This is a genomic window from Proteus sp. G4415, from assembly GCF_963896075.1.
Lineage (GTDB): Bacteria > Pseudomonadota > Gammaproteobacteria > Enterobacterales > Enterobacteriaceae > Proteus > Proteus mirabilis.
Genome location: NZ_CAWQOK010000041.1, coordinates 47,170 through 68,039 on the forward strand (window position 1 = coordinate 47,170; position 20,870 = coordinate 68,039).

The window sequence follows — 20,870 nt, forward strand, 5'->3', positions numbered from 1 at the left end:
TTACTCTCCTAAATTAATTAAATTAACTTTATTTATTTTGCTGTTGACTTGATTTAATACTTTTTTACTCATTTTTATTATTTCACTTGAAACCGCAGAGTTTGATACTCCCATTACTTGGTCAAATTTGAATATTTTATGGTTTTCGACTTGTGAAATCCCTAAAGTGGCTCTTTCATCATTATTTATGATAGTGAAAACTCGATATGTTTCATTGGCGCAATCATGAGCGTAGGAATAAACGCAATGATGCATTTCTTGACCTTCTTTTTTTAGTTGTTCTAGTGTCGTAATTTCACTTACCGTCATTTCAGAAATGCACGATTGCCAATCAATATCAATACCATTCCATTGAGGGGAAATTTCTGCATAGTCATAATCGTCATGATTGAGTTCTTCAACCCATTCTTCTGATAATCGATAGATAGAAGCTAAAGACTGATTTTTTTGGATGTAAAAATCGGTGTTAAACACCCATTCTATAGCATGTGCAAAGCGATTTAGTTCCGTGTTCCAGCGTCTTGTTACCGATTTATAACCAATATTTTTATAAAGGTCTTGATGATAATCGAGCCATTTTAATGCAATGCGGTAAACCGAAGTATAACCATGTTCAACGCGTAAACCATTCCATACGGTCTCTAAAAAATCAAAAATAGCCTTAGTAGGGTATTTTTTAATTTCAGGCTGCCTGAGTAATTTCATGATTATTTTAATTTTATCATTTATACCAAACCGATATCTGTCACGTAGACTTATAAATTCAATTAACTGTGCGATTAATGAGGGCTTTAATGTATACATATATTTAAAATCCCCGTAAGAAATTGATTCAGGTAGTTGTAGCTCTTTATACAGGTCTTTTATTTTACCTGTTAAAGTATAGTGATAATTAGATTTTTTTTGCTTCCGTAAAAAACCTATCATCAACCAAAGTCCTTTATAATCGACATTATCATTGATGCGTATCTGTTTTGAGAATTTATAATAATCCAAAAAATTAGCATCTAATATTGAATTACGTACGAAGGAATTAAAATGTGCTTTTCCGTATAAAGAAAATACCCCCTTATCAATAACTTTCCATATATTTTTGGATAAACTCATGCTTGCATATTTTTGGGTTTCATTATTAATAAATGCATTTATTCTAGTCATAATTTTTATGCAAATATCATGACGCATTTTACTCATACTCATACCCGCTAAATAATGAGGATAAAAAAAGGTTTTTTCCTCAAACATTTCACTAGTCGTATCAAAATCTGGTTGTATATCTTCAAGAAGTATTTTCGTTTCAATCCCTCCATAAAATGATTTATACATATAACATATACCACTGATCGAGTAATTTGATTTCACTATTGAGTCAATAACATGGGTTACTGCACTTTGTAACCAATATTGTATATTATATATATTTTCATTTTTCCAAAAACAAGGGATTCGGTTAGGTAATGATTTTCTAACTCGCCACTCGCCTGACTCTAAGTTTGTAAAAAACCACGTATGCAATGTGACTTTTTGTGTTTTTTTATTAAGCCTAATTTGATAAACGCCACAGATAATAATTTTAACAAATGAGTCGTTTTCTTCGACTTTGACTAATCGAAAAACACCGTTCGCTTCACAAAATTTAAATAACTCATGAAGTGTTAATATTTTATTTTGTTTAATCATTATCCACTCCCATTTTATTTATTTATTTTTGCATTGCTTTTCCAAACATAAACCCCACCTCGATACTTAAATACTTTTTCAATAATCTTATCTTCATCTTCTTTGGAAAGTACATTTCCATTAACGAGGTAATGTAAATCAATATCATCAGGCAAATAATGATTTTGTCTTTTTTTGCAATAGGTATGAATAGACAATTGTTCATTCATACCTATATTTTCTTGTAAAATATGAATTAGTCATTCTTCTTTTAGTTGTTTCGATATAAAATCAAACAACTCCCGAAATTCCAACTCCATTAATTTGTTTGCTTCTTCGGGGTTATCACCATAGGCGAAAGGATCAAGATCTAAATATTTCATTGGTCGCTTCCTTTGTCATATTCAGGAAAAACAATTTTCAGTGGCATTCCGTTGGTTTCTATCATGTACTGTTTCACTAACCGTCCAACTTGGTCTTTTGACATATATTGTTCAACGACGAGTTCACCTTCATCAATCCATGAAAACAATTCATCATCAGGATAAAAGGCATTTTTACTTTTCAGTATTTTTTCAGCGTCATCATCGGTATAGTTGAAATAAACTCTATTTTCCTTTTTGATTTTTCTATTATTAAAATCCAAAAAACGATAAATCGCATACACACAAACAGAAATAATAAATGAAAAATATTGTACGTTGCCACTCGCAACAAATTGGCTGAATGAAATTTCATCAATCTGAGAACCATCAAAAGTTAGAATGATATACAGCCATATAATAATAATCGGAATAGTAATTGCTAAAATGAGTAATAGCTTAATAACAAAAACAGCAAGGCTATAAATTTCCTTAGCAGCACTCCATCCTATTTTTTTTAGTTTCTTCATAAAGTCACCCTTTAATTAAAATCGTTTAATTTCTTTTGTTAAATACTGATAACTTATTTTTGTCACATCCGCCAACACAGAAAAACATACATAAAAACAATAAATAAAAATGCAAGGTAAAAATAAAATCTTTCCATAAATAGATTTTATCGCATTCATAACAACCTCCATTTTTTAATGGGGTACAGCTTTATGCCAATACCCCTATATAGGCTAATCAACCCATCGACCACCTGAATTATTCCAACCTGCCACAGATTCTTTCTTAACCCATTCCATTTTTCCCTGATAATGCAGGCTACTATCTAAATCAGTCCATTCATGATTAACGTAAGCACGGCAATAGTTAGGAAGTTCATTTTTTATGCGATAGTACGTTTCATACCAACAATCTTCTTCCTTTCCCCGACTGCGGCACTTTTGCTCTCTCTTTTCTTCATACAGAAATTTATTAAGATAAGTAGCATCACAACGCCCTGCGCCATTAGCAATGGCATTAACTAACTCAGGCATTCCTGCATCACTTGATGCAGGGCAAAGCTGTAAGAAATTTTTTCTTGCATTAACAGTATCAGACCAAAACTTTTTATTAATACCAAAGTAACGTGATAATGCAGGAGCGCACTCACTTGGGCGCGTACCTGATGAAAGACACAAGACCGCTTCACAAGCTAACTTGACATCCCCTGTGAATACGGGGACATCTGCTTGTGATAATACGGGTAAGAAAAATAAACTTATCGCAACGATTTTACTTTTCATTTTGATTTTCCTTAATAAGATAAACTGTTATTGGATTATTTAACCAGTTTGATTTTTTTTGATATTGTATTACCCCATTTGCACCGTGAGCCTGTAACCATTCTTTTGTTTTCAAAAATTCAGTGCCATTATTTGCTTCAACAATAATTTTATTCGAATGTGCAATGGCAAAATAAACCGCATCATCATAAAGACGATTTTCAGGAATAAAATTATTAATTCGTTTTTGCCATTCATCATTAACGACGTCACTACTCACCACGGTATGAATTGGTGTCCATGTCATTATTTTAGCATTTACCGCAACCTCTTTTTTTCCCCAATCCACTTTCGGGGCTTCTGGCGGAGATGAACATGCCGTTAATAAAACAACACTAAGCCATAATCCTTTTTTCATAAAAACACCTCAGATTCTAATTCACCTAATGACAGCATTTTTTCTTTATCGGGATAACGTAATCCTTTCACCCCAATAACCGTTGATTTTTTATTAATTTTTTTTACTTCATCTTCAAGTTTCGGACTGACCTTTAACAATCTGTCCATAAAATAATTATCAGAAAAATAAAGCGCTTTTTCTGCTTTAACAGGGTTTTCGCCTTTTAATAAAATAAACTCTTCTTTAAAATCGAGCGTACCTAATTCCTGCGGTAAAACTAAAGCACGACGTGCTTCGCTTTCCGATTTACTTTTAGATGAACCACGACCTTGACTTTTGCTTTCTCCTTTTGATTTTGTCGTGATATAACCAAGTTTTGCCGAGATTTGTTCAGCATCATCTTGTTCACTGACAGCATAAATAACCCTACAAGGATGGGCGCTTAACAATGTTTTCGCTCCCTCGATGCCGTAAATCTCATTTAACTGGCTAACATTTTGATAAATGGTTAACAATTTCAAGTTAAATCCTGCGATATAGCCAGAACCCTTTTTAATGATCGGCATATAACCGATTGACGGAAATTCATCTAACATCAACAAGCATGAATGTTTTAATGATGGGTCAAAATCAGGGTTTTCACGTAATGTCACTTCAACCACAAAATTAAAAAAGAGATTTAAAAAATCATAGGCAATACCTAAATCCTCCGCATTAATCCCAACATAAATCGTGATTTTTTCGCGTCGTAACTGACGTAAATCAAAATCGTTATTATCTGTACATTTACGTACTGTGGGTAAATAAAACAGACTCATTTTTTTTCGAAATGAACCATCGACACTCGAACGCTGTTCATCTTCGGTTAAATGGTATTCCTGTAGTTTTGTTAGCCCATCTTGTAAATGATAAAGTGTATTTTCATCACGGGCTTTGGCTTCAATTTCTTGCCTGTTGTTAAGGACTAATTCCCTATCAATACGCCCGTATAAATCCACGACACTGCCAATAGAAAAAACAGGTTTAACATCAAACGTTTTCAAATATTCAGGGGCATGATGAATAAAGAAATATAATAACTTTGTTAATCCCGTAAAATATTGTCCTGCCAAGTTATTAAAGTGTGCCTCTGCCCCTGTTGAGCCATAGGATGGAAATAAAATTTCCACTAACTTTAATAAATCTTTTGCGCCACTTTCTTTATCTAATTCGATATAGAAAAAGGGATTAAACCCGTGTGTTTTGCTATTAAACGGGTCAACCAGATAAACCCGATGCCCTAACAGTTTTTCACGGACTTTACTGGTAATTTTCCAGCACTCTTGTTTAGGATCGAGAATAATCAGCGAATGCAACCACACAAGCAAATTAGGAATGCCAATAGCTGCTCCTTTACCCGCCCTTGTTCCAGCCCCTAATGACACAAAATCAGGCGCGGTATACCAAAGGTATTTCCCTTTATATTTCCCAACTAAAATACCTTTTGAATTTTCCTTTTCCCATTTTAATAGTTTTGATTTTTTTAAATCATTATCACTGGCAAATTTTGCATCTCCGTGAAGTGACATTTTTTCTTGATTTAATAAATAAATCACCGCCACAGGTAAAATAAAAGATGCCACGAAGCCAATCAGCAAAGCAGGAATAGCCGTTACCCGTATAGATGCTTTAATTCGGCTTTCGCTAATCAATTGCCACAATAAATCAGATTGATAATGCTTATAAATATATAAAAAATCATAACCATTTAAAAAATAAACAATCACACTTCCTGCGTAATATGTGATACCTAACATAACAATAGCAATAAAAATACTTTGAGGTTTGTCGGGATATTTTCGCGCCATTATTCCTCCTACCCTAACAGTCTCGCTAAGTAATCATTTTGATGGACATCTTTAAAATAAATATCACTCGCAAAACGCTTATCATCATCACTAAGGTATTTAATGCTCATGATGACATCGATGTTATTTAACACTTTTCGGACTAATGCATTAAAGGGTAAATTATTACACTCCGTATTTTGATAACACCGTGTCACCATGCCTAAAATGGCATCTTCTGGTTTTTCTTCATGCACCGTAGTTACACCACCTGAATGCCCTGAACTTGACGCCTTTAAAAAATCCCACGTTTCTGCACCCCGAATTTCTGTCATTAAAATACGGTCGGGATTCATCCTTAAACATGCACGGAGTAACGATGCTGAGGTGATAAGGTTATTTCCCCCCTCTGACGGATAATAAAGTTTGACGTGATTTTCATGAAAACGAAAACGGGTTTCGTCAGTATCTTCAATAGAAATTAATCGTAAATGATGTGGAATATAAAACATAACCGCATTACTAAACGTGGTTTTACCGCTCCCCGTTCCGCCACAAAACACCATGGTTTTCCCTTGACGTAAACATTCAGGAATAAACGCTGCAAAATTACCCGTGTGGTATAAATCCACTAAATCAGATGAAGCATTTTCTGATTTAAATGACTGCCCCACTCGGGAATAAAATCCTGACTTCACAATATCATCATGGGTAATAAACACATTCGAGGGTTTTCGGATCGTAATAGAGACTTTATCTTTTTCACACGCAGGGGGAATAACCACCTGTACACGTTCACCGTGAGGCAGTGTTGCGGATAAAACAGGCTTAATATCACCGATTGAATCACTGTGATAATCCGCTAACGTTGACGCAAAAGAAAGACAATCATCATATGATATTTTCGGTTCGCGTTTCTCCCAACGTCCTTTAACCTTCAAAAAGAGTTTATTAGGCTCATTTACCGCAATTTCCGTTAATCCCTTAACGCCATTAAGGTATTCAGCAAAAAATTGTTGCGTTAAATCGTGAATGAGATGTTGATTGTGATATTCACGCATAACTATTTCATCCTTAATTGGTAAATTGAACTAAAATCTAAATCACTTCCCGTAATCAAGGTGATAATTTCGCCTTGATTTTTATACAGCGTAGGCGGAATGTTAACGCTGTTCGCAAATGCCTGTTTTGCTATCTCGGAAAAGGCTTGACGACTATTCGCGGTATAATCGGTCTGATTATCTTTATTATCTTTTGCCACATTATTTAATCCCTGCATGGCATCGGGGATCATGCCTAGCATCATTGCCCCACCGAAGCGATCCCAAAAATGCGTATCAATCCAACCATCAACCCCCGTTTCACCTAATGCGCCCGCAGCTTCGGAATCTACTAATGGAATATCAATAAAAGGCTGTGTACGGGTTCGTAGCTTAGTTGCCATTAAAAAGACATGCCCTTGCCCCTGATTAGGCACATAAGCCGACTTATAAACCAAATGTGCTACCGTGCCTTTATCTATTAGCTTTACATTGCCGTTTGCACTGTAAACGTCCTCATAGACGGTACACGTCAATTTACCCGCTAAATCTGAGACAAATCGACGATCTAACGAACACGGAATTGCCGTATTTTCAGGAATAAACAAATTCGGGTCATAGGGTAAGCGCGTTATTTTGGTTTTACTGCCAACAACCGTTTCAGGCTGCGTCGTTGTTGCGCTCACAGTCTCTACGGGTGCATTTTGGCTACTACTAGGTGTGCTAGTACTGCTTGAGCGTGTCGAAACCCCTCTGTCCATTCCACGACTGAATTCAATGCGCTTTGGCGGTGGTGGTGTACTTTCAGCTGGCTCATTGGTATTTGCCGTCGTTAACTCACCTGCATTGTTTAATTCTGCTTGACCAAATGGGTCAACATCATTATTTAGCCCTGTTAACTTGTCACGGCCACCGGTTGAAATCGTTTCTTGTGGCACTTCTTCCGCTTCATCACTGCTAATAAACGCACGCAATAACGAAGGGAAATAATATAAAGACAATGCACCAATTGATAAGACAAAAAAAAGAATAAGCAACACGGTTCCTTTTTTGGATTTTTTTAATTTATCAATCCCAAGTGAAACTTTTTTTGGTTCTGGCGTTGATTCTTTATTTTCGGAAGATTGGTCAATTTGCAATTGACGTTCTTGTTTAAGTTTTTGCTCAATTTCAACGGCAGTTAATGGCTTTTCAGTATCTTCACTCATTGGATCACCTCTTTAACAACATTGTCAGAAACAGTATCACTGTTACTTAAACGCACTTTACCAAGTCCTTTATTTTCAATACCAATAACTTGATCCCCTAAACGTAAAATCCAACGGTCATTAACTTGATGTGCGACTAATACCGTATAATTCCCCCGTTTTTCAATTGTTGGGTTTGTGATCGTTTCTTGCTCCCCAATTTGTGAAAATAAGCTCGGCATTTTTTTATTCGGATTAAATCCAAAATACGTAAATCGACCATCATCATAGGCATAGTCAGGCATAATCATTTCACTACCTTTAGCCACTCGTTGATAATATTGCCAATTTTTAGGTGTTTTGGCATTTTCAAGTTCCCGATTGATTTTTGCGGTTTCTTGTTGCCGTTGGTATTCAGCTAAACGTTGTTGTTCAATTTCATTTTGCTGTTTTCTTTTTTCATCGGGATAACGATAATTCACCACAAAGGCTATTTTTTTTGGCTCTTTAAATGTTTTCGCATTCAATTCTAAGCTGTAATTTCTTTTTGTAGTCACAACAAATAAATTTGTTTGCCAGCGTGACAAGTCTGTTTCAGGGTCAAGCGCAATTTCTTTTTGCTCAACCTTTCCATTGTCCGCCATTTCTTCAACAACTTGTTTTACAGGTAACACACGGATATAAACGCGGTTATCTGCTTTAGAAATATCCCAACCTTGCTCATAGCCTGTTTGTGCATCAATCACCTTTTCATCATCATCAAACACAACCGTTGTAATATAGCCAATAGCACTATTAATCACGGTCGTATTTAACGGATTGAAATTAACAACTTGATTTCGTGGGTCATAGCGACTTGCAGAAGGTAATATTTCCGCAGTACTTTGTTGTGATAAAAAAACAGCCAGTAATAACAAAAGACTTTTCTTTTTCATTATTAACCTCGAATTTCTTTTTCAGCGACCCAACTGGTTACAACAAAGCCTAATGGATTTGCATTTCGTTCACTTTCTTTTTTCTCAACGTCAGGCATAAAACGGTAAGTCATTCTCGCTACCCATGTTTCCTCAACACTGCGATTTGTTGTGACATCCTTGATGATTTTTTTAAAACGAACGGTAGCTAACAAATCAGGATCACCTTTCTGAGACGATGGATTAATAAAAACAGGATAGATAATTTCTATATCAACGGTACGTTGTGCTTTTTTATACACAATAGTTGGTCTAGCATCCGTTTTAAAAATAGCGGTATAATCATTAGCGACATTTTCCGCACTCCATAACATCACCATGTCATAATCATGCTGTAAACGAAAATAGTTATACCCTTCACGCGCTTTAATGTATTGCGTCACAAAATAGCGACCTAACGCTTCATCTTTTGTCAGGTTTTCATCTTTCACACGTGACACCTTTTCTGTTTGCCCTGTATTTTTGTCAACTGTCCATATTTCCACTTCCGTATTTTTTAATGGCAGCATCATTATCCAACCAAGTAAACTTAAAAAAGCAAACGCCAAACCAGAAAGCCCAAAAATCTTATACAACGTATTAATGATTTTTTGTTTTTTAATGTCTTTTTCTTCGAAGGTTTTTGCTAGTTCAATTTTTTCTTTCTTTTTTAAAAATGGTATTCCCACTTTTTTATTTTTCATATCTACCTCCCCTTTGAATAAAACTCAAATAATTTTTGGTTTCCACTTCGATATAACCTTTATCACAAGAAAGCCGACATGAGGAATCTGTGATTTTCACGTCATATTCTTTATAGATAGTAATAAAATTTTTTATTTTCTCTTTTTCAGAGCCTGAAACTATAATATTTATTACGACAGATACAAAAAATCCGATGACGAAAAAAATTACAGCGATAATAATGCCACTCATAAATGACTCCATTTAAAAACTCACGATTAAATTATTTATAACTAAGGTAAGCCCCTCTTGGTTTATTTTTCATTTTTCATCACCTCTGCCGTATTTATGGGTTGCAACTCACCAGTGACTTTGGGGAGTAATTTATTTGATTGACAGGCAGTTAAAAGAAAAACAACAAGTATTAGATATTTGTTCATTTTATGTTCCATAACGTTTTCTCACATTATCAATCGAGGCTTGCCGACGCGATTTTGCCGAGTTAGGCGCAGACGAACCACTATTCCCACTCGCTGAAGCCCCATTCCAGCCCCTATCTCGATTACTTTTACCCATATTTGACGCGGTATTTCCTGCTTTTCTGATACCTTTAAATGCCATTACAGCAGCTCCTGCAACTCCCATCATTGCCATACCCTGAACTGCACCGTCTACACCTACCCCTGCTAGTTGAGTTGCAAAGTTTTTAGCTAAAATCATTACAAATACCATAAATAATCCAGCCGCTGCCGCAGTTGCCCCTAATTGCATGAGATTAGCTTCCGCAGCTTGAGCCACCGAAACGCTCAAAACAATATTCAAAAACGACATACCCGCCCGTAACGCTAACGAACCAAACATAACAATGAATAAAGAACTGAAAATCAGTTGTAACCAGTTATTGAACATTTGCCGTAAAAAACCAAACATCAGACACAAAATGAAAATAGGAGCCGTTGTCGTCAGCAGTAATAAAGTAATTTCAGCAGCAAAAAATACGAATGAGCAAGTAAGTAAAGCAGCCAACCCTCCAAAATAAGTAAGAAATGAGCCAATTCCCCCATCAACTTTCACATACGTTGATGTATCCTTTGACATTATATGTGCAGCAACCTGAGATGTTTTAACCCACAGTTGATCCATCCACTTCCAAGGATCACCACCTGCCAAAGTGTCGCGCAATCCGTAAATAGCATCGGTGCTGGCACTCAGCCAGCCCCCGCTATTTTTAATAAACATCAAGATGATAGTAAAACGCGCCAAGTTCCAAATAAAATCAGGCACAGGCGTTTTATTTTTTAAAGCTAGCGTACTGAATGCAAACCATAAAATATAAATTGAAATCCCGTACTGTGCCAAATCCGCAGCAATTTGAGAGTATTCAGAAACCTTATTTGCCACTGTTTTATTCAGCATATCCCAAATAACTTGATATGCTGTTTGAAAAAAGTCGGATGTAGCTGTCGCGTTTTCCATAATTTACCTATTCTTTGTTTTGTGTTTTCTTATATGCATCCATAAAAGATGGTGATTTTGCTGTTAATTGTTTATGACGGAATAATCCATCTTTTGCATTTCGGCAATTTTCACTATCATTTCCGTTGGAAGAACATTCCGTTACTTTTTTCTGTGCTTCATCTGCATGTTCTTGCCACCATTGAACTGATTTCACTTCTTCACCACATGCCGATAGAAAGAGAATAGATACTGCGCCAATTAATAATTTTGTTTTCATTACTGAAATTCCTCATCAAATTGAGACTTATGATAAGCATCTAAATATGAAGGTTGACTATCTACTGCTTTTAGCTGCTTATCACGGAAATTAGCTTGATTAAGCTGTTCTTTATATTCAGCTAAATCACGCTGTTTGTCTCGGTACATTTGATACTGGAACTGTAATTTTTCAAATTTTAATTGTTCAAAAGAAATCGCATTTGCGGCATCAGCCGTCGCTTTAGGGTCTTTCGCATTTTGGACTTGCTTTATCAGGCTTTCCATACGGCTATTATCTTGCTCTAATTGCTTTTGCAATGAATCACCGTACTCTGACACAGAAAGAATTGATAAAAACTGCGCTTCACACCCTTTAATTGCATCCCCCACATAGCCTTTGTTCGCACAGGTTTTTGAAACGTTATATTTAGATAACAGGGCTTGAGCTTGCTGTGAGAACGCTTCCGTTGGGTTTTGCGCGTATTTGTCAATAAACGCATTCCCTTGATTGTAAATTGCCGTTAAATCATTTTTGATGGATTGAGCATCTTGAATTAATTGCTGAACATCACGGATACCCGTCTTAGCTAACAATTCATCCTGATAGGACTGAATTTGAGCATTATAATGTTTCACTGTATCGGACCATTGCTTCAATTTTTCAGACCACCGCCCCGCTTCAATCGCCCATTCAGGGTTAGCGTCAATAGCAACAGGAATACCAGCCGAAGCCATAAATGAAGCCCCAAATACCATACTGATCAATGTTAATTTGAATTTGTTCATTGTTATCTCCTAAGCGGCTTGGTTTGCTCTTTCAAGATAGATATCTATCCACTCATCAGGTTTCATACCGTCTTGGTAGATTTCATCAAATATTTCTAACTGCTCTGTTGATGCACTCAATATCGGCAAGTAATATGCAGCTTCCCCAAGTTCAAGACTGGCAAATGCCGCGAAATCTTGAGAGTCGCCTTTTCGTTGTGGGTTTTTAACCACTAAAAAGCGTCTTGAAAGCGGGTCAATTTTTTTGATTTTATTAAAATACAATTCATTAACTTGTAGCCCATCAACATATTCACTCTTTTTCGCATTCGGGTTAGCTAAGTAAATATGTGTTGCTAATTGCTCTCTCAGGGCTGAAATCATTGGAGATTTCAATAACTCATCAGGAGACTGAGTGGCAAAAACAATGACCATATTGAGTTTTCGCCCTGTTTTGAGCTTGTTATAAATCATCATGGCTGTCAGCATGTTTGCTAACCACTGCCAAAACTCATCAAAATACAGTGTTAAACGACGTCCATCTGCTAATAACGTTATTTTGTAAATCAGATAAAAAGGCACAACCTGAGATAAAATGGCATCTTCTAAAAATTCGGTGCCATCAATGCCAAAAATGGTTTTATCGCTGATATCAAAATCATCTGTGGCATTATCAAACACCCAACCAAATTCACCACCTTGTTTCCATGCAGCTAAACGTATTTTGAGTCCATCTCGTAATGTTTCTTCTGTTCTTTCCTCCATGATAAGTGGGATCAGCTTACTGATACCGAAAGAGCGATCTTCTCGCTGCATTAATCGTTCTACCGCATCCGAAATCAGTTTATTTTGATATTCGGTTAACCCTTTTTCGCTATTTAACGTACATAAATTACGAATTAAATCTTTTAGAAAAATCAGGTTCCGCTTAGTCGCAGGCATAGCAAATGGATTCCAACCTGTTGGTTCACCCAATTTCACTTTATAATAATCGCCCCCCATCGCACGAATAGCGACTTCCCCTGCGCGGTCTTTATCAAAAAAGATAGTCGTTTGTTTTTTAACTTTACTATTCGGTGGAAAAGAAGTTTCAGACCCAAATTGTTGTAAGGCACAGGCTTGCATCATCATTAACACCGTTTTACCCGCATTCGATGTACCTAATATTTCGCTATGCCCTAGCGTCGGGTTTTTACCAAAAAAATTCTGATATTCGGTCGTCATGTGATAATTCAAATGATAGATATCATTACCAGAACCTTTTAAGGTTAATAAGCAATTACCCCATGTATTTCCCGTTTCTTTCCCTGTAAAGAAATTATGGAAACATTCCATTTCAGCGTAATTCAGGCTACTCAAAATCGATAATCGAGGACGCAAAGTATAATTCCCTGGTAATTGAGAGAAGAACGCAGCTCCCAAAGATAAAGTGGAATAACTCAAAATAAGCCCTAAGTCTTGTAACGCCCCCGTTACCATATTCGTGTTTTTAACCAATTCATCAGGACTATCAGCAAAAACACACAGCGTTAAATGGCTATGACCCATCGATAAATAACCACTAGAGACCATATCAACAGCAACCTCTAAATCGGTAATTTGAGATTTAGCGGCATCGTCCGTCATTTCTAATTTTTCACGCTGGTCATCGAGTTTTTGAATTGCTTCCCGTTTGTCTAATGGCGTAAAAGAGGTTGTCAATGTGTATTCAACAGGCATATACATCAACGAATCAAAAATGCCAGATTCTGTATCTTGAAAATAATCTTTGATCTCGATAATGCGGAAATAGCGCATCGGTTCAGAAATACTAATTTGCCCCGCATCACCACCAAAGAAAATATCTTTACCACCTAAATACGTATAGAACGGGCTATTCGTCACTCTAACTGGCTGCCACTGTCCACTAAGCAGATATTGATAAAAACTCAATTGAGATGAAAATACACGGTCATTCTCAGTATAAACCCCTAAACGATGTGCTTTGTAACGAGATAAATAGTTAGTTAATCGAGCACAGATTTCATTCATTTCGTTAATGGGTTCAGCTAAAATCGATTTATCTTTTTGTTTATTTTTCTTTTTAGAACTTAAAAATTGAGCCACTTTTTCTTCTAATGAAAAAGGCTTAAAACAAACGGTTAAAAATAAACGATTTTGATAAAAATCAGATTTTGTTAATGAACCGTAGTAAGCATTCATCACGCGATTAGCAAAAGGAATAGGACTATTAAACTCAGCTTTAACCTGTTTTTTATTTCTAATACGATGTGTATAGAAAGTTACGGGTTTGCCTTCATAACTTCGTATGAGTGTATTAAACTGATCAACCATTAATGACAAATCATTTTCACTGACACATTCAAAGTAAGCCCCCGATAATTCAAATGTAGCAATTAAATCTCTATTCTGGCTTAAAACTAAATCATCCGTAATATGAGAAGAGTATGGAATGAGTTTTTCCAATGAAGCCTGATCACTAAGTTTCATAAAATTCTCCACATCGGATAAATCAACACGGTCATAATCATTCCCACCTACATGAACAGCATGATATTTTTGATTTGAAACAGGATTTCCCATCACTAAATAACGAAGATAAATTAATTCAAAATACCGTTCATCAATCTTCATTATTTTTCGAATAACAAATATCCCGACAATAATTAAAAAATAAAGTGCTTCATGTATCCAAACGCCAAGTAACACACACAAAACACAAGTAAATAAAAACGGGTATAATGGGACGCCTAACCCGCGAATAAGTGCGGGGCGTGTTAGTCCCTTAAAAACAGTGCTCATAACAGCCCCTTGATAGAGAGGTTAAACGTATAGTTAATTTAAATACGATAAATATTTAAATTAACCCAACCAATCAGGCAGATATGGCGCAATGATAAAGATAATAATCCCGATAATCAGTGGATATATCCAAGCCATATGATTACGTGCAAATAATGCAATAAAACCAATACCTAGAGCACAAATAGTGATAGCTGGCTTTCTAATTGTCGTTAAAAAATCAATGATCCTATCTAAGAATCCTGTTGTCGCTGTAGTTACATCAGCAGCTTGAGCAGGAAAAGTAAAAGCAATCAATGACATTAATCCGCACATTAATAGAAATGGCAATTTTTGTGATGTTTTCATATTAAATCCCTAATTTTCTTTGACTACACCCCTCATTACATAACGAGGATAAACAATTTTGTTTGATGGTTTTAATTTCTCAATAACAACGTCTGATTCAGCTTTCGCCACCTCCTGATTTTCTTCCTTATAATTTTTTGTACTTGGAACAATATAATTATTTTTATTATCTGAAATTCCTATTCGTTCTATATAACTGGTGTTGGCAAACTGCGTTTCTTTCTTTTTTCCTGTTTTAAAATTGCCTGAGTAATAACAACTCAGCGCATTGGCTAGACTCCCTCCCCTTTGATAACAATCAACTAAAATTTTTTCAAAGATATTCAAGTTACGGCAGCTATCAAGTAATTCTTCTGGTGTAACTTCAAAACCCTTAAAATTACCAGAATAAATTTGCATTAATCCTACCGAGTACCGAGCATTACTCGTCTTTAATCTTGAAATAATATTTAAGGCTTCATTTTTAGTTTTGGGTAAATGGCTAATGACTTTACCTTTAGCTTTTATTTCAGCAATTGCGTAAGGATTGAATCCACTTTCAACCTTAGCAATATCATGAGCAGTATCAGGGTGCACTAACGGTGCACATTGCAATGCTAATGAAAGTAAAGTTTCTTTGATCATAAAATATCGTTATCTAAATTAAGCGGTTGTCTTTTAGACAAATCTTTTGTGCGCGCTTCTTCAATAAGATGTAAAAGAAAATTACGTTTAGAACGATTCTGATCTTTTGATTTAAAATTAATCCATGCATTTAAATCATCAGGCACAGCTAACGTAATATGTGTTTTTGAATTTTTCATTTATAATTTCCAATCAGTAATATCAATCACAATCAAATCATGATTTGCATCTTAAGTTAAATTACAAAAAAAAGGCAACTTCACAAAGTGAAGTTACCTTTTAACTTACTAAAAAGTTTAGTATTATTGTTAGAAATAAGAAAATTATGCTTTCATCGTATTTTAATATTTATAAACTGACATATTAATTTCATAAAAATAATTGTTCTCAATGATGAAAGAGAAACATTACCAAATTCATTTCTCACCACATCCAAATGTAACCAAATACTGCGAGTAGAATTATCAAAATGCATAGCTAATTCTTCTGCTGTTTGACCAAACACATAACGTATAGCTATCTCCTTTTGCTTAAAGCTCAACTTTTTACCATCAAAAATATCGCATTTCTCTACTAAAGTTATAATTTCATCACTCTTCATAATGACGTCCTTTTCAGGTAAAAAGCAGAATATAAGCCCAATACCACAATCGGTACATTAATAGAATTGATGATTTTTAACCTCTGACGCGAGGTCAAATTGCAGGAAATTAAAGCAAACAAGACAATAACATTATTTTGCGCTTCATTTATGCGCGTATGGAAGATACTATGTGACATAGCTCTACTCCTAGTTGACGTAGGTTTAGGGTTAGCTGTACGTAGGTACTGGTAATACTTACGTACAGCGTTAATTTAAATTAAATCATTCCAAACTCTTAATATAGTTAATCTGTTACCAACTCCGCCATAATGAATAACTGACGGATTTAACAAGTAAGTTCCTGATCGTTTTTGCTTTAGATAGCCGTTATCCTTAAGTGCTTTAAACACCCTAGCTACAGTCGCAACACCAACAGATTCTTCTTTTGCTATCTCACGCTGCGTTCCGTGAATCTCATTTTGGTTATTTTTATTTTTTAAAATCCATCCAAGAACTTTTTCACTTCCATTACCTGTGCAACCAATTATTGAAGCAAGCTCATTTAAAAATACCTTGTTGAAAGAACCACCATCTTGAGTTTTAAGTATATCAATACCGATACACTCACCAGTGACTTTATGTACTAAATGCCAATCTTCCAAATTAACTTCCTTTAAGTTCATGCTCCAATCTCTTGATAACTTTTGTTCAACTAAACATAACGCTTGTTATCTAATCGGTCAAGCAAATGTTCCATTTTTTTGATAACATAAAATTTCAAGCGAATGAGATATTTCTTCATTTTTAATAAAAAACAACAAATACAAATCACATTTAACGCATTGATTAGTATATATTTATAATTAAATAAACAACTATTACGTACTTATATTGTAACCCTACGTTTAGCGTTATCTCTGATATTAGCGAACCAAAATAAATACAATAGCAATATTATGTAAATACAAATCTGTATGTACTATGAAAATACTATGTGTTTACATTTTTTTTTCAAACTAGCCATTGAATCTCACAGCAAACAACCTTAAAATAAGACCTATTAATAGGTCTTATTGAGGGTTTAATTATGCCAAATACGATTTTAAGTGATACAACAGCCAGCGTCAGTGAACTCAAAAAAAACCCAATGGCGACAGTTAACGCAGGTTTAGGCTATCCCGTAGCCATTTTAAACCGTAATCAACCTGCTTTTTACTGTGTTCCTGCTGAGTTATATGAGCAAATACTTGATGCGCTAGACGATAACGAACTTGCAAAGCTGGTCAAAGAACGAGAATCACAACCTCTTGTCGATATTAATTTAGCCGAGTACCTATGATGTATTCGGTTAAATTTAGAAAAGATGCAGAAAAGGAATGGAAAAAATTAGATAAAACCATTCAATCTCAATTTGCCAAACAATTAATAAAACGATGTGAAAATCCACATGTAGCATCTGCAAAACTGAGAAATATGCCGAATTGCTATAAAATTAAACTTCGTGCATCAGGTTTTAGATTGGTCTATCAAGTTATTGACGATATGTTAATTATTGCAGTTGTTGCCGTTGGCAAGCGGGAAAAAAGTCAGGTTTATAATCTTGCCAGTGAACGCTTAAAATAGGAAATAGATAGACTAACGCGCTCCGCTTGTTCAATTCGTTGTGGCAATGCATACAAGCTGCACCACCACAACGAATTCTCTTGAATAACATTAAAATTTAAGCCCCACTTTAATTTGTTGTTCTTTTTTAATCAATTCCATTGCTTGCTGTTTAAATTGCGTTTGTTGTTTTTGGAATTGTTGGATCTCTTTAATCCCCGAATTTTCGGGTAAAATATTTTTAGTGCGATCAACGCCTTTAACGCCTAAGTTTTGCATCTCCCATTGATTACGCTGTGTGATTTTCCACCCTGTTTGCTGCCCTTTATCATCTAGCTTAGGGATTTTTATATCTTCTGTACCTATCTTTTTTAATTTTATTAAATCCCCTTTTTGAATTTTTTCTCTATTGCATAAAGCACCAAACTCTTTACCCCAATACGTTGCTTCAACGCCCTTGTTTAAGGTTTTCACTGTCAAATAATTTTGTGATTTATTTTTAGTATTGAATTGATAAGGTGCTCGCCCAAAATCAATCACTTCATAAACATTCTTTTGGCGCTTAGGCGCAGTTAATGAATCATCTTTAAGCTGTGACTTTAACCCAATTTGTTGTTTATGTGTTGCTTTTACATCATACCCTTTGAGCTTCAATTCATCACAAAATCCAGATCTCAAATCACGCAAATCCTGTTTAGTAATTTTGATTCGCTTATCTTCATTTTCTTTACGTGTTTTCAATATAACATGAACATGAGGGTGCTCTTTCTTATCATCATGATAAGCTATCACAAAACGATTATCTGGATATTTTTTTATTAACGTTTGTCTAACGGCTTCAATCGCTTCTTCGGGTTTTACCTTTGCAGTCATGGGGGGTGAAAAAACAATATTTTTAGTTATATCAGGTGTTCTTCTGCTCTTATCACTTAACTGCAATGCATCATCACTATCAATTAAAGATTGTTTAGCTTCTTCCGCATTGATTTTGATACCCTGCTCATCAACAAGTTCTAATGAATCATCTCGACTAATATAATCAACACTATTTCTTACCCCTTGTTTAACTTTTGCGCTCCCTGTTATTTTAGTCATAACCTCTTTGCTCGCCCCTTTTTTTATTCGGGATTCTTGAGCGTTTCGGTCATAAAATTTCCCTCCATTTTTCACTTTATGTACAAATGAGGATTTAGCTGATTTAATCGATTTAACTGATCGACTACTCTCTTGTCTAGCCCGTTTAGCTCGGTACTCTTTTTCGATATCCAATCCCATGACCAACCTCACAATCGATTTGCAATAATTCTACCTTTACACTTATTGATAAAGTAATTAAATTTATTTTCAAGTTCATTAAGCTGTTCGGTTAATGCTTGCATATCTTGACGCATTCCCTCTTTATCTAAAACACGTCCTTCATCACGTCGTAATATCATATTAATATTGAGTCCAATACGTTTAATATGATTTCGACATAATTTCATTTCTTGTAACTCTTGGTCGAAAAAATCCATTTCATTACTTAAGGTTGTTTGAAGACGAAAACGCATTTCTCTCGATAATGACCAACCATGCTTTTTTGCTGATGTTATTAGCGCATTTTCTTGTTCAGCCGTTAAATACAAGTATGCTCTTTTATCGGTATAATCAGATTCTTCACCTATCGATATCGCATGATCAGACAAGGTTTCTTTAATATCTTTGTCCTTATTTAACATCATATTACCGACTAATTTATAAAAACTCGGCAATGACATATTTAAGTTTTCTTTGACTTTTTTATGATATAATTCATATTCATTATCATTAATTCTAAAATTAATTTGCTTCATCTTACCCCCCAAGAACCGACTGTAGGTCAACCGCCTAACAAAAGTAAAATGCTAGCATTTTTACGGTTGTTAGGATATCCTGCATCGCACTAAAACTTATCTTACCTCTGAGCTTAGTTTTTATCTATCTCAAAAAGAAAAAAGACGGCAAACATAGCGGTGAATTCCTTTTGTCTGCGACCATTCAACACTAAAGTCGCTTTATATTCTGTGTTTATAGGGTTCGCTTCGCTCACGGCTTAATAGTGCGGAAGGGGTTCGAGAATATTTAAAAGCCCTCCCTTTTATCGGCAAATCAGATTTAGGTGTTTTAATTGGCTTTGGTGGGTTGCCTGACATGTGCCATAGGCACATAAAAAAGGGGCATTAAGCCCCTTGAGATTTTAAATTAATGTTTTAACAATTCACTTTCTTTACGTATTTGTTGAAGAAAAAAAGGTAATTCTTTGACTGTCATGATTGGAAAAGTGGTTCTTTTTCCCTTTGCAAAATCTTTGGCTGCTGCTATCATTTTATCCGACATAATAAATTCCTTTGTAAGTTTTTTGTGTCAGAGTCTAGGGGGGGGCAACCCTCTAGACTCAACCTTTAAATCACTGAACAAATATGTTTATTTCTTATTCTCCGTATAAACTCTACGGCTTCCTGTTCCTCCTCTGAATTTTGTTTAAATGATGTTTTTGTTACGTTCGCTTCACTGTCGAACTCGACAACCTGATCTAACTCGCCATTTTTTGAAATGTGGTAAGTGTAAAATCCGTTGTACTCGAAAATACTAATAATTTTATATTCAGGTGTATTCATTAAATATATTTCCAATCGACAGTTAAATAATCTTGTTTGAAGTAATTATTTAATTTTGTTATCAGGTCTAACGTATTATTAACTATGGTAGGTTGTGATTCACAGAAAATCACTTGGTTGTGAACATTGTAAGCAGACATAGTAAATTTAACAGTAACAGGCTCTAAGAATAAATCATATACAACAATTGCACTAACTCGCGCATTTTTAAAAATTTTAAATTTTTCTTTTACTTCATTTAATGATTGAGCAACTTCATAAAAATTTTTCAATTCAATATTTTTTTCAAAATCATCATTTGTTACGTTTAAAATCACATGAAACAATTTCATTATTCACTCCTACCCTTTGAGGGCTTTGGAAGAAAGGGAACCATTCCGCTTTCAATAAAATCATTATAGTACCTCATAAG

Annotated in this window: 28 protein-coding genes; 2 read left to right on the plus strand and 26 right to left on the minus strand. The window is 35.1% G+C overall.

What is annotated here, in order from left to right; genetic code table 11:
- The 22 genes from AACU95_RS04265 to AACU95_RS04370 all read right to left on the minus strand — a co-directional run bounded on the left by AACU95_RS04265 (nt 1) and on the right by AACU95_RS04370 (nt 16,903).
- Nucleotides 1-1,680 carry a PcfJ domain-containing protein gene (locus tag AACU95_RS04265; protein WP_012368884.1) on the minus strand — a complete coding sequence of 560 codons (1,680 nt, stop codon included), beginning with the start codon at nt 1,678-1,680 and terminating at the stop codon, nt 1-3.
- A 14-nt stretch (nt 1,681-1,694) separates the two neighbouring features.
- Nucleotides 1,695-1,889, minus strand: coding sequence for a hypothetical protein (locus tag AACU95_RS04270; protein ID WP_012368883.1), 195 nt, complete (start codon nt 1,887-1,889; stop codon nt 1,695-1,697).
- A gap of 30 nt (nt 1,890-1,919) precedes the next feature.
- Nucleotides 1,920-2,042 (minus strand): hypothetical protein, encoded by a 123-nt coding sequence (locus AACU95_RS04275; protein WP_012368882.1) that lies wholly within the window; start codon nt 2,040-2,042, stop codon nt 1,920-1,922.
- Nucleotides 2,039-2,551 (minus strand): hypothetical protein, encoded by a 513-nt coding sequence (locus tag AACU95_RS04280; RefSeq protein WP_012368881.1) that lies wholly within the window; start codon nt 2,549-2,551, stop codon nt 2,039-2,041. The genes AACU95_RS04275 and AACU95_RS04280 overlap by 4 nt, the downstream gene beginning before the upstream one ends.
- Nucleotides 2,552-2,764: 213 nt before the next feature.
- A complete protein-coding gene (locus tag AACU95_RS04285) occupies nt 2,765-3,313 on the minus strand; it encodes a TrbM/KikA/MpfK family conjugal transfer protein (protein WP_012368879.1) in 549 nt (182 codons plus the stop codon).
- Nucleotides 3,303-3,710 carry a cag pathogenicity island Cag12 family protein gene (locus AACU95_RS04290; protein ID WP_012368878.1) on the minus strand — a complete coding sequence of 136 codons (408 nt, stop codon included), beginning with the start codon at nt 3,708-3,710 and terminating at the stop codon, nt 3,303-3,305. Before AACU95_RS04290 ends, AACU95_RS04285 begins: the two co-directional genes overlap by 11 nt.
- Nucleotides 3,707-5,539 (minus strand): type IV secretory system conjugative DNA transfer family protein, encoded by a 1,833-nt coding sequence (locus tag AACU95_RS04295; RefSeq protein WP_036896429.1) that lies wholly within the window; start codon nt 5,537-5,539, stop codon nt 3,707-3,709. Before AACU95_RS04295 ends, AACU95_RS04290 begins: the two co-directional genes overlap by 4 nt.
- 8 nt (nt 5,540-5,547) lie before the next feature.
- Nucleotides 5,548-6,579 (minus strand): P-type DNA transfer ATPase VirB11, encoded by a 1,032-nt coding sequence (virB11, locus tag AACU95_RS04300; protein ID WP_036896431.1) that lies wholly within the window; start codon nt 6,577-6,579, stop codon nt 5,548-5,550.
- Nucleotides 6,580-6,581: 2 nt separating this feature from the next.
- Nucleotides 6,582-7,766, minus strand: coding sequence for a VirB10/TraB/TrbI family type IV secretion system protein (gene virB10, locus AACU95_RS04305; protein WP_036896434.1), 1,185 nt, complete (start codon nt 7,764-7,766; stop codon nt 6,582-6,584).
- Nucleotides 7,763-8,683, minus strand: coding sequence for a TrbG/VirB9 family P-type conjugative transfer protein (locus AACU95_RS04310; protein ID WP_370685674.1), 921 nt, complete (start codon nt 8,681-8,683; stop codon nt 7,763-7,765). The genes virB10 and AACU95_RS04310 overlap by 4 nt, the downstream gene beginning before the upstream one ends.
- Nucleotides 8,683-9,402, minus strand: a complete 720-nt coding sequence (locus AACU95_RS04315; protein ID WP_036896438.1) for a virB8 family protein — start codon at nt 9,400-9,402, stop codon at nt 8,683-8,685. The genes AACU95_RS04310 and AACU95_RS04315 overlap by 1 nt, the downstream gene beginning before the upstream one ends.
- The gene (locus AACU95_RS04320; protein WP_036896441.1) at nt 9,392-9,634 is read right to left on the minus strand and encodes a hypothetical protein; all 243 of its coding nucleotides are present in this window, start codon (nt 9,632-9,634) and stop codon (nt 9,392-9,394) included. The genes AACU95_RS04315 and AACU95_RS04320 overlap by 11 nt, the downstream gene beginning before the upstream one ends.
- Nucleotides 9,635-9,696: 62 nt before the next feature.
- Nucleotides 9,697-9,822 carry a conjugal transfer protein gene (locus AACU95_RS04325; RefSeq protein ID WP_190306347.1) on the minus strand — a complete coding sequence of 42 codons (126 nt, stop codon included), beginning with the start codon at nt 9,820-9,822 and terminating at the stop codon, nt 9,697-9,699.
- 1 nt (nt 9,823) lies between these two features.
- Complete coding sequence (locus tag AACU95_RS04330) at nt 9,824-10,858, minus strand: type IV secretion system protein (protein ID WP_052124780.1); 1,035 nt, start codon at nt 10,856-10,858, stop codon at nt 9,824-9,826.
- A gap of 7 nt (nt 10,859-10,865) precedes the next feature.
- Nucleotides 10,866-11,117 carry an EexN family lipoprotein gene (locus AACU95_RS04335; RefSeq protein WP_036896444.1) on the minus strand — a complete coding sequence of 84 codons (252 nt, stop codon included), beginning with the start codon at nt 11,115-11,117 and terminating at the stop codon, nt 10,866-10,868.
- Nucleotides 11,117-11,884, minus strand: coding sequence for a type IV secretion system protein (locus tag AACU95_RS04340; protein ID WP_049195405.1), 768 nt, complete (start codon nt 11,882-11,884; stop codon nt 11,117-11,119). The genes AACU95_RS04335 and AACU95_RS04340 overlap by 1 nt, the downstream gene beginning before the upstream one ends.
- Nucleotides 11,885-11,893: 9 nt before the next feature.
- Nucleotides 11,894-14,665 (minus strand): VirB4 family type IV secretion/conjugal transfer ATPase, encoded by a 2,772-nt coding sequence (locus tag AACU95_RS04345; protein ID WP_074154166.1) that lies wholly within the window; start codon nt 14,663-14,665, stop codon nt 11,894-11,896.
- Between the two features lie 60 nt (nt 14,666-14,725).
- A complete protein-coding gene (locus AACU95_RS04350) occupies nt 14,726-15,013 on the minus strand; it encodes a TrbC/VirB2 family protein (RefSeq protein WP_036896447.1) in 288 nt (95 codons plus the stop codon).
- 9 nt (nt 15,014-15,022) lie between these two features.
- Nucleotides 15,023-15,637, minus strand: a complete 615-nt coding sequence (locus AACU95_RS04355) for a lytic transglycosylase domain-containing protein (RefSeq protein WP_036896450.1) — start codon at nt 15,635-15,637, stop codon at nt 15,023-15,025.
- Entirely contained in the window at nt 15,634-15,816 is a 183-nt protein-coding gene (locus AACU95_RS04360; RefSeq protein ID WP_036896454.1) for a hypothetical protein, read from the minus strand. The genes AACU95_RS04355 and AACU95_RS04360 overlap by 4 nt, the downstream gene beginning before the upstream one ends.
- 152 nt (nt 15,817-15,968) lie before the next feature.
- On the minus strand, nt 15,969-16,238 hold the full coding sequence (locus AACU95_RS04365; RefSeq protein WP_036896456.1) for a hypothetical protein: 270 nt from the start codon (nt 16,236-16,238) through the stop codon (nt 15,969-15,971).
- A gap of 254 nt (nt 16,239-16,492) precedes the next feature.
- On the minus strand, nt 16,493-16,903 hold the full coding sequence (locus AACU95_RS04370; protein WP_036896458.1) for a replication/maintenance protein RepL: 411 nt from the start codon (nt 16,901-16,903) through the stop codon (nt 16,493-16,495).
- A gap of 404 nt (nt 16,904-17,307) precedes the next feature.
- Here AACU95_RS04370 and AACU95_RS04375 point away from each other — a divergent pair, with 404 nt between their 5' ends.
- Together AACU95_RS04375 and AACU95_RS04380 are read left to right on the plus strand one after the other, a co-directional pair.
- The gene (locus AACU95_RS04375) at nt 17,308-17,559 is read left to right on the plus strand and encodes a type II toxin-antitoxin system Phd/YefM family antitoxin (protein ID WP_036896461.1); all 252 of its coding nucleotides are present in this window, start codon (nt 17,308-17,310) and stop codon (nt 17,557-17,559) included.
- Complete coding sequence (locus AACU95_RS04380; protein ID WP_036896464.1) at nt 17,556-17,843, plus strand: type II toxin-antitoxin system RelE family toxin; 288 nt, start codon at nt 17,556-17,558, stop codon at nt 17,841-17,843. The genes AACU95_RS04375 and AACU95_RS04380 overlap by 4 nt, the downstream gene beginning before the upstream one ends.
- Nucleotides 17,844-17,933: 90 nt before the next feature.
- Here the strand turns inward: AACU95_RS04380 and mobP1 are convergent, their stop codons facing one another.
- The 4 genes from mobP1 to AACU95_RS04400 all read right to left on the minus strand — a co-directional run bounded on the left by mobP1 (nt 17,934) and on the right by AACU95_RS04400 (nt 20,790).
- On the minus strand, nt 17,934-19,097 hold the full coding sequence (mobP1, locus tag AACU95_RS04385) for a MobP1 family relaxase (protein ID WP_036896467.1): 1,164 nt from the start codon (nt 19,095-19,097) through the stop codon (nt 17,934-17,936).
- Nucleotides 19,098-19,105: 8 nt separating this feature from the next.
- Nucleotides 19,106-19,654: a DNA distortion polypeptide 1 gene (gene ddp1 / locus AACU95_RS04390; RefSeq protein WP_036896470.1), complete on the minus strand. Its 549-nt coding sequence runs from the start codon at nt 19,652-19,654 to the stop codon at nt 19,106-19,108.
- Nucleotides 19,655-20,042: 388 nt separating this feature from the next.
- Complete coding sequence (locus tag AACU95_RS04395) at nt 20,043-20,177, minus strand: hypothetical protein (protein WP_257792832.1); 135 nt, start codon at nt 20,175-20,177, stop codon at nt 20,043-20,045.
- Between the two features lie 280 nt (nt 20,178-20,457).
- A complete protein-coding gene (locus AACU95_RS04400; protein WP_036896473.1) occupies nt 20,458-20,790 on the minus strand; it encodes a hypothetical protein in 333 nt (110 codons plus the stop codon).
- Nucleotides 20,791-20,870: the final 80 nt, after the last annotated feature.

Coding starts and splice junctions, on each gene's coding strand:
- AACU95_RS04265 (WP_012368884.1), bottom strand. CDS start 1,680: ATGATTAAACAAAATAAAATATTAACACTTCATGAGTTATTTAAATTT.
- AACU95_RS04270 (WP_012368883.1), bottom strand. CDS start 1,889: ATGAATGAACAATTGTCTATTCATACCTATTGCAAAAAAAGACAAAAT.
- AACU95_RS04275 (WP_012368882.1), bottom strand. CDS start 2,042: ATGAAATATTTAGATCTTGATCCTTTCGCCTATGGTGATAACCCCGAA.
- AACU95_RS04280 (WP_012368881.1), bottom strand. CDS start 2,551: ATGAAGAAACTAAAAAAAATAGGATGGAGTGCTGCTAAGGAAATTTAT.
- AACU95_RS04285 (WP_012368879.1), bottom strand. CDS start 3,313: ATGAAAAGTAAAATCGTTGCGATAAGTTTATTTTTCTTACCCGTATTA.
- AACU95_RS04290 (WP_012368878.1), bottom strand. CDS start 3,710: ATGAAAAAAGGATTATGGCTTAGTGTTGTTTTATTAACGGCATGTTCA.
- AACU95_RS04295 (WP_036896429.1), bottom strand. CDS start 5,539: ATGGCGCGAAAATATCCCGACAAACCTCAAAGTATTTTTATTGCTATT.
- virB11 (WP_036896431.1), bottom strand. CDS start 6,579: ATGCGTGAATATCACAATCAACATCTCATTCACGATTTAACGCAACAA.
- virB10 (WP_036896434.1), bottom strand. CDS start 7,766: ATGAGTGAAGATACTGAAAAGCCATTAACTGCCGTTGAAATTGAGCAA.
- AACU95_RS04315 (WP_036896438.1), bottom strand. CDS start 9,402: ATGAAAAATAAAAAAGTGGGAATACCATTTTTAAAAAAGAAAGAAAAA.
- AACU95_RS04320 (WP_036896441.1), bottom strand. CDS start 9,634: ATGAGTGGCATTATTATCGCTGTAATTTTTTTCGTCATCGGATTTTTT.
- AACU95_RS04325 (WP_190306347.1), bottom strand. CDS start 9,822: ATGAACAAATATCTAATACTTGTTGTTTTTCTTTTAACTGCCTGTCAA.
- AACU95_RS04330 (WP_052124780.1), bottom strand. CDS start 10,858: ATGGAAAACGCGACAGCTACATCCGACTTTTTTCAAACAGCATATCAA.
- AACU95_RS04335 (WP_036896444.1), bottom strand. CDS start 11,117: ATGAAAACAAAATTATTAATTGGCGCAGTATCTATTCTCTTTCTATCG.
- AACU95_RS04340 (WP_049195405.1), bottom strand. CDS start 11,884: ATGAACAAATTCAAATTAACATTGATCAGTATGGTATTTGGGGCTTCA.
- AACU95_RS04345 (WP_074154166.1), bottom strand. CDS start 14,665: ATGAGCACTGTTTTTAAGGGACTAACACGCCCCGCACTTATTCGCGGG.
- AACU95_RS04350 (WP_036896447.1), bottom strand. CDS start 15,013: ATGAAAACATCACAAAAATTGCCATTTCTATTAATGTGCGGATTAATG.
- AACU95_RS04355 (WP_036896450.1), bottom strand. CDS start 15,637: ATGATCAAAGAAACTTTACTTTCATTAGCATTGCAATGTGCACCGTTA.
- AACU95_RS04360 (WP_036896454.1), bottom strand. CDS start 15,816: ATGAAAAATTCAAAAACACATATTACGTTAGCTGTGCCTGATGATTTA.
- AACU95_RS04365 (WP_036896456.1), bottom strand. CDS start 16,238: ATGAAGAGTGATGAAATTATAACTTTAGTAGAGAAATGCGATATTTTT.
- AACU95_RS04370 (WP_036896458.1), bottom strand. CDS start 16,903: ATGAACTTAAAGGAAGTTAATTTGGAAGATTGGCATTTAGTACATAAA.
- AACU95_RS04375 (WP_036896461.1), top strand. CDS start 17,308: ATGCCAAATACGATTTTAAGTGATACAACAGCCAGCGTCAGTGAACTC.
- AACU95_RS04380 (WP_036896464.1), top strand. CDS start 17,556: ATGATGTATTCGGTTAAATTTAGAAAAGATGCAGAAAAGGAATGGAAA.
- mobP1 (WP_036896467.1), bottom strand. CDS start 19,097: ATGGGATTGGATATCGAAAAAGAGTACCGAGCTAAACGGGCTAGACAA.
- ddp1 (WP_036896470.1), bottom strand. CDS start 19,654: ATGAAGCAAATTAATTTTAGAATTAATGATAATGAATATGAATTATAT.
- AACU95_RS04395 (WP_257792832.1), bottom strand. CDS start 20,177: ATGTCGGATAAAATGATAGCAGCAGCCAAAGATTTTGCAAAGGGAAAA.
- AACU95_RS04400 (WP_036896473.1), bottom strand. CDS start 20,790: ATGAAATTGTTTCATGTGATTTTAAACGTAACAAATGATGATTTTGAA.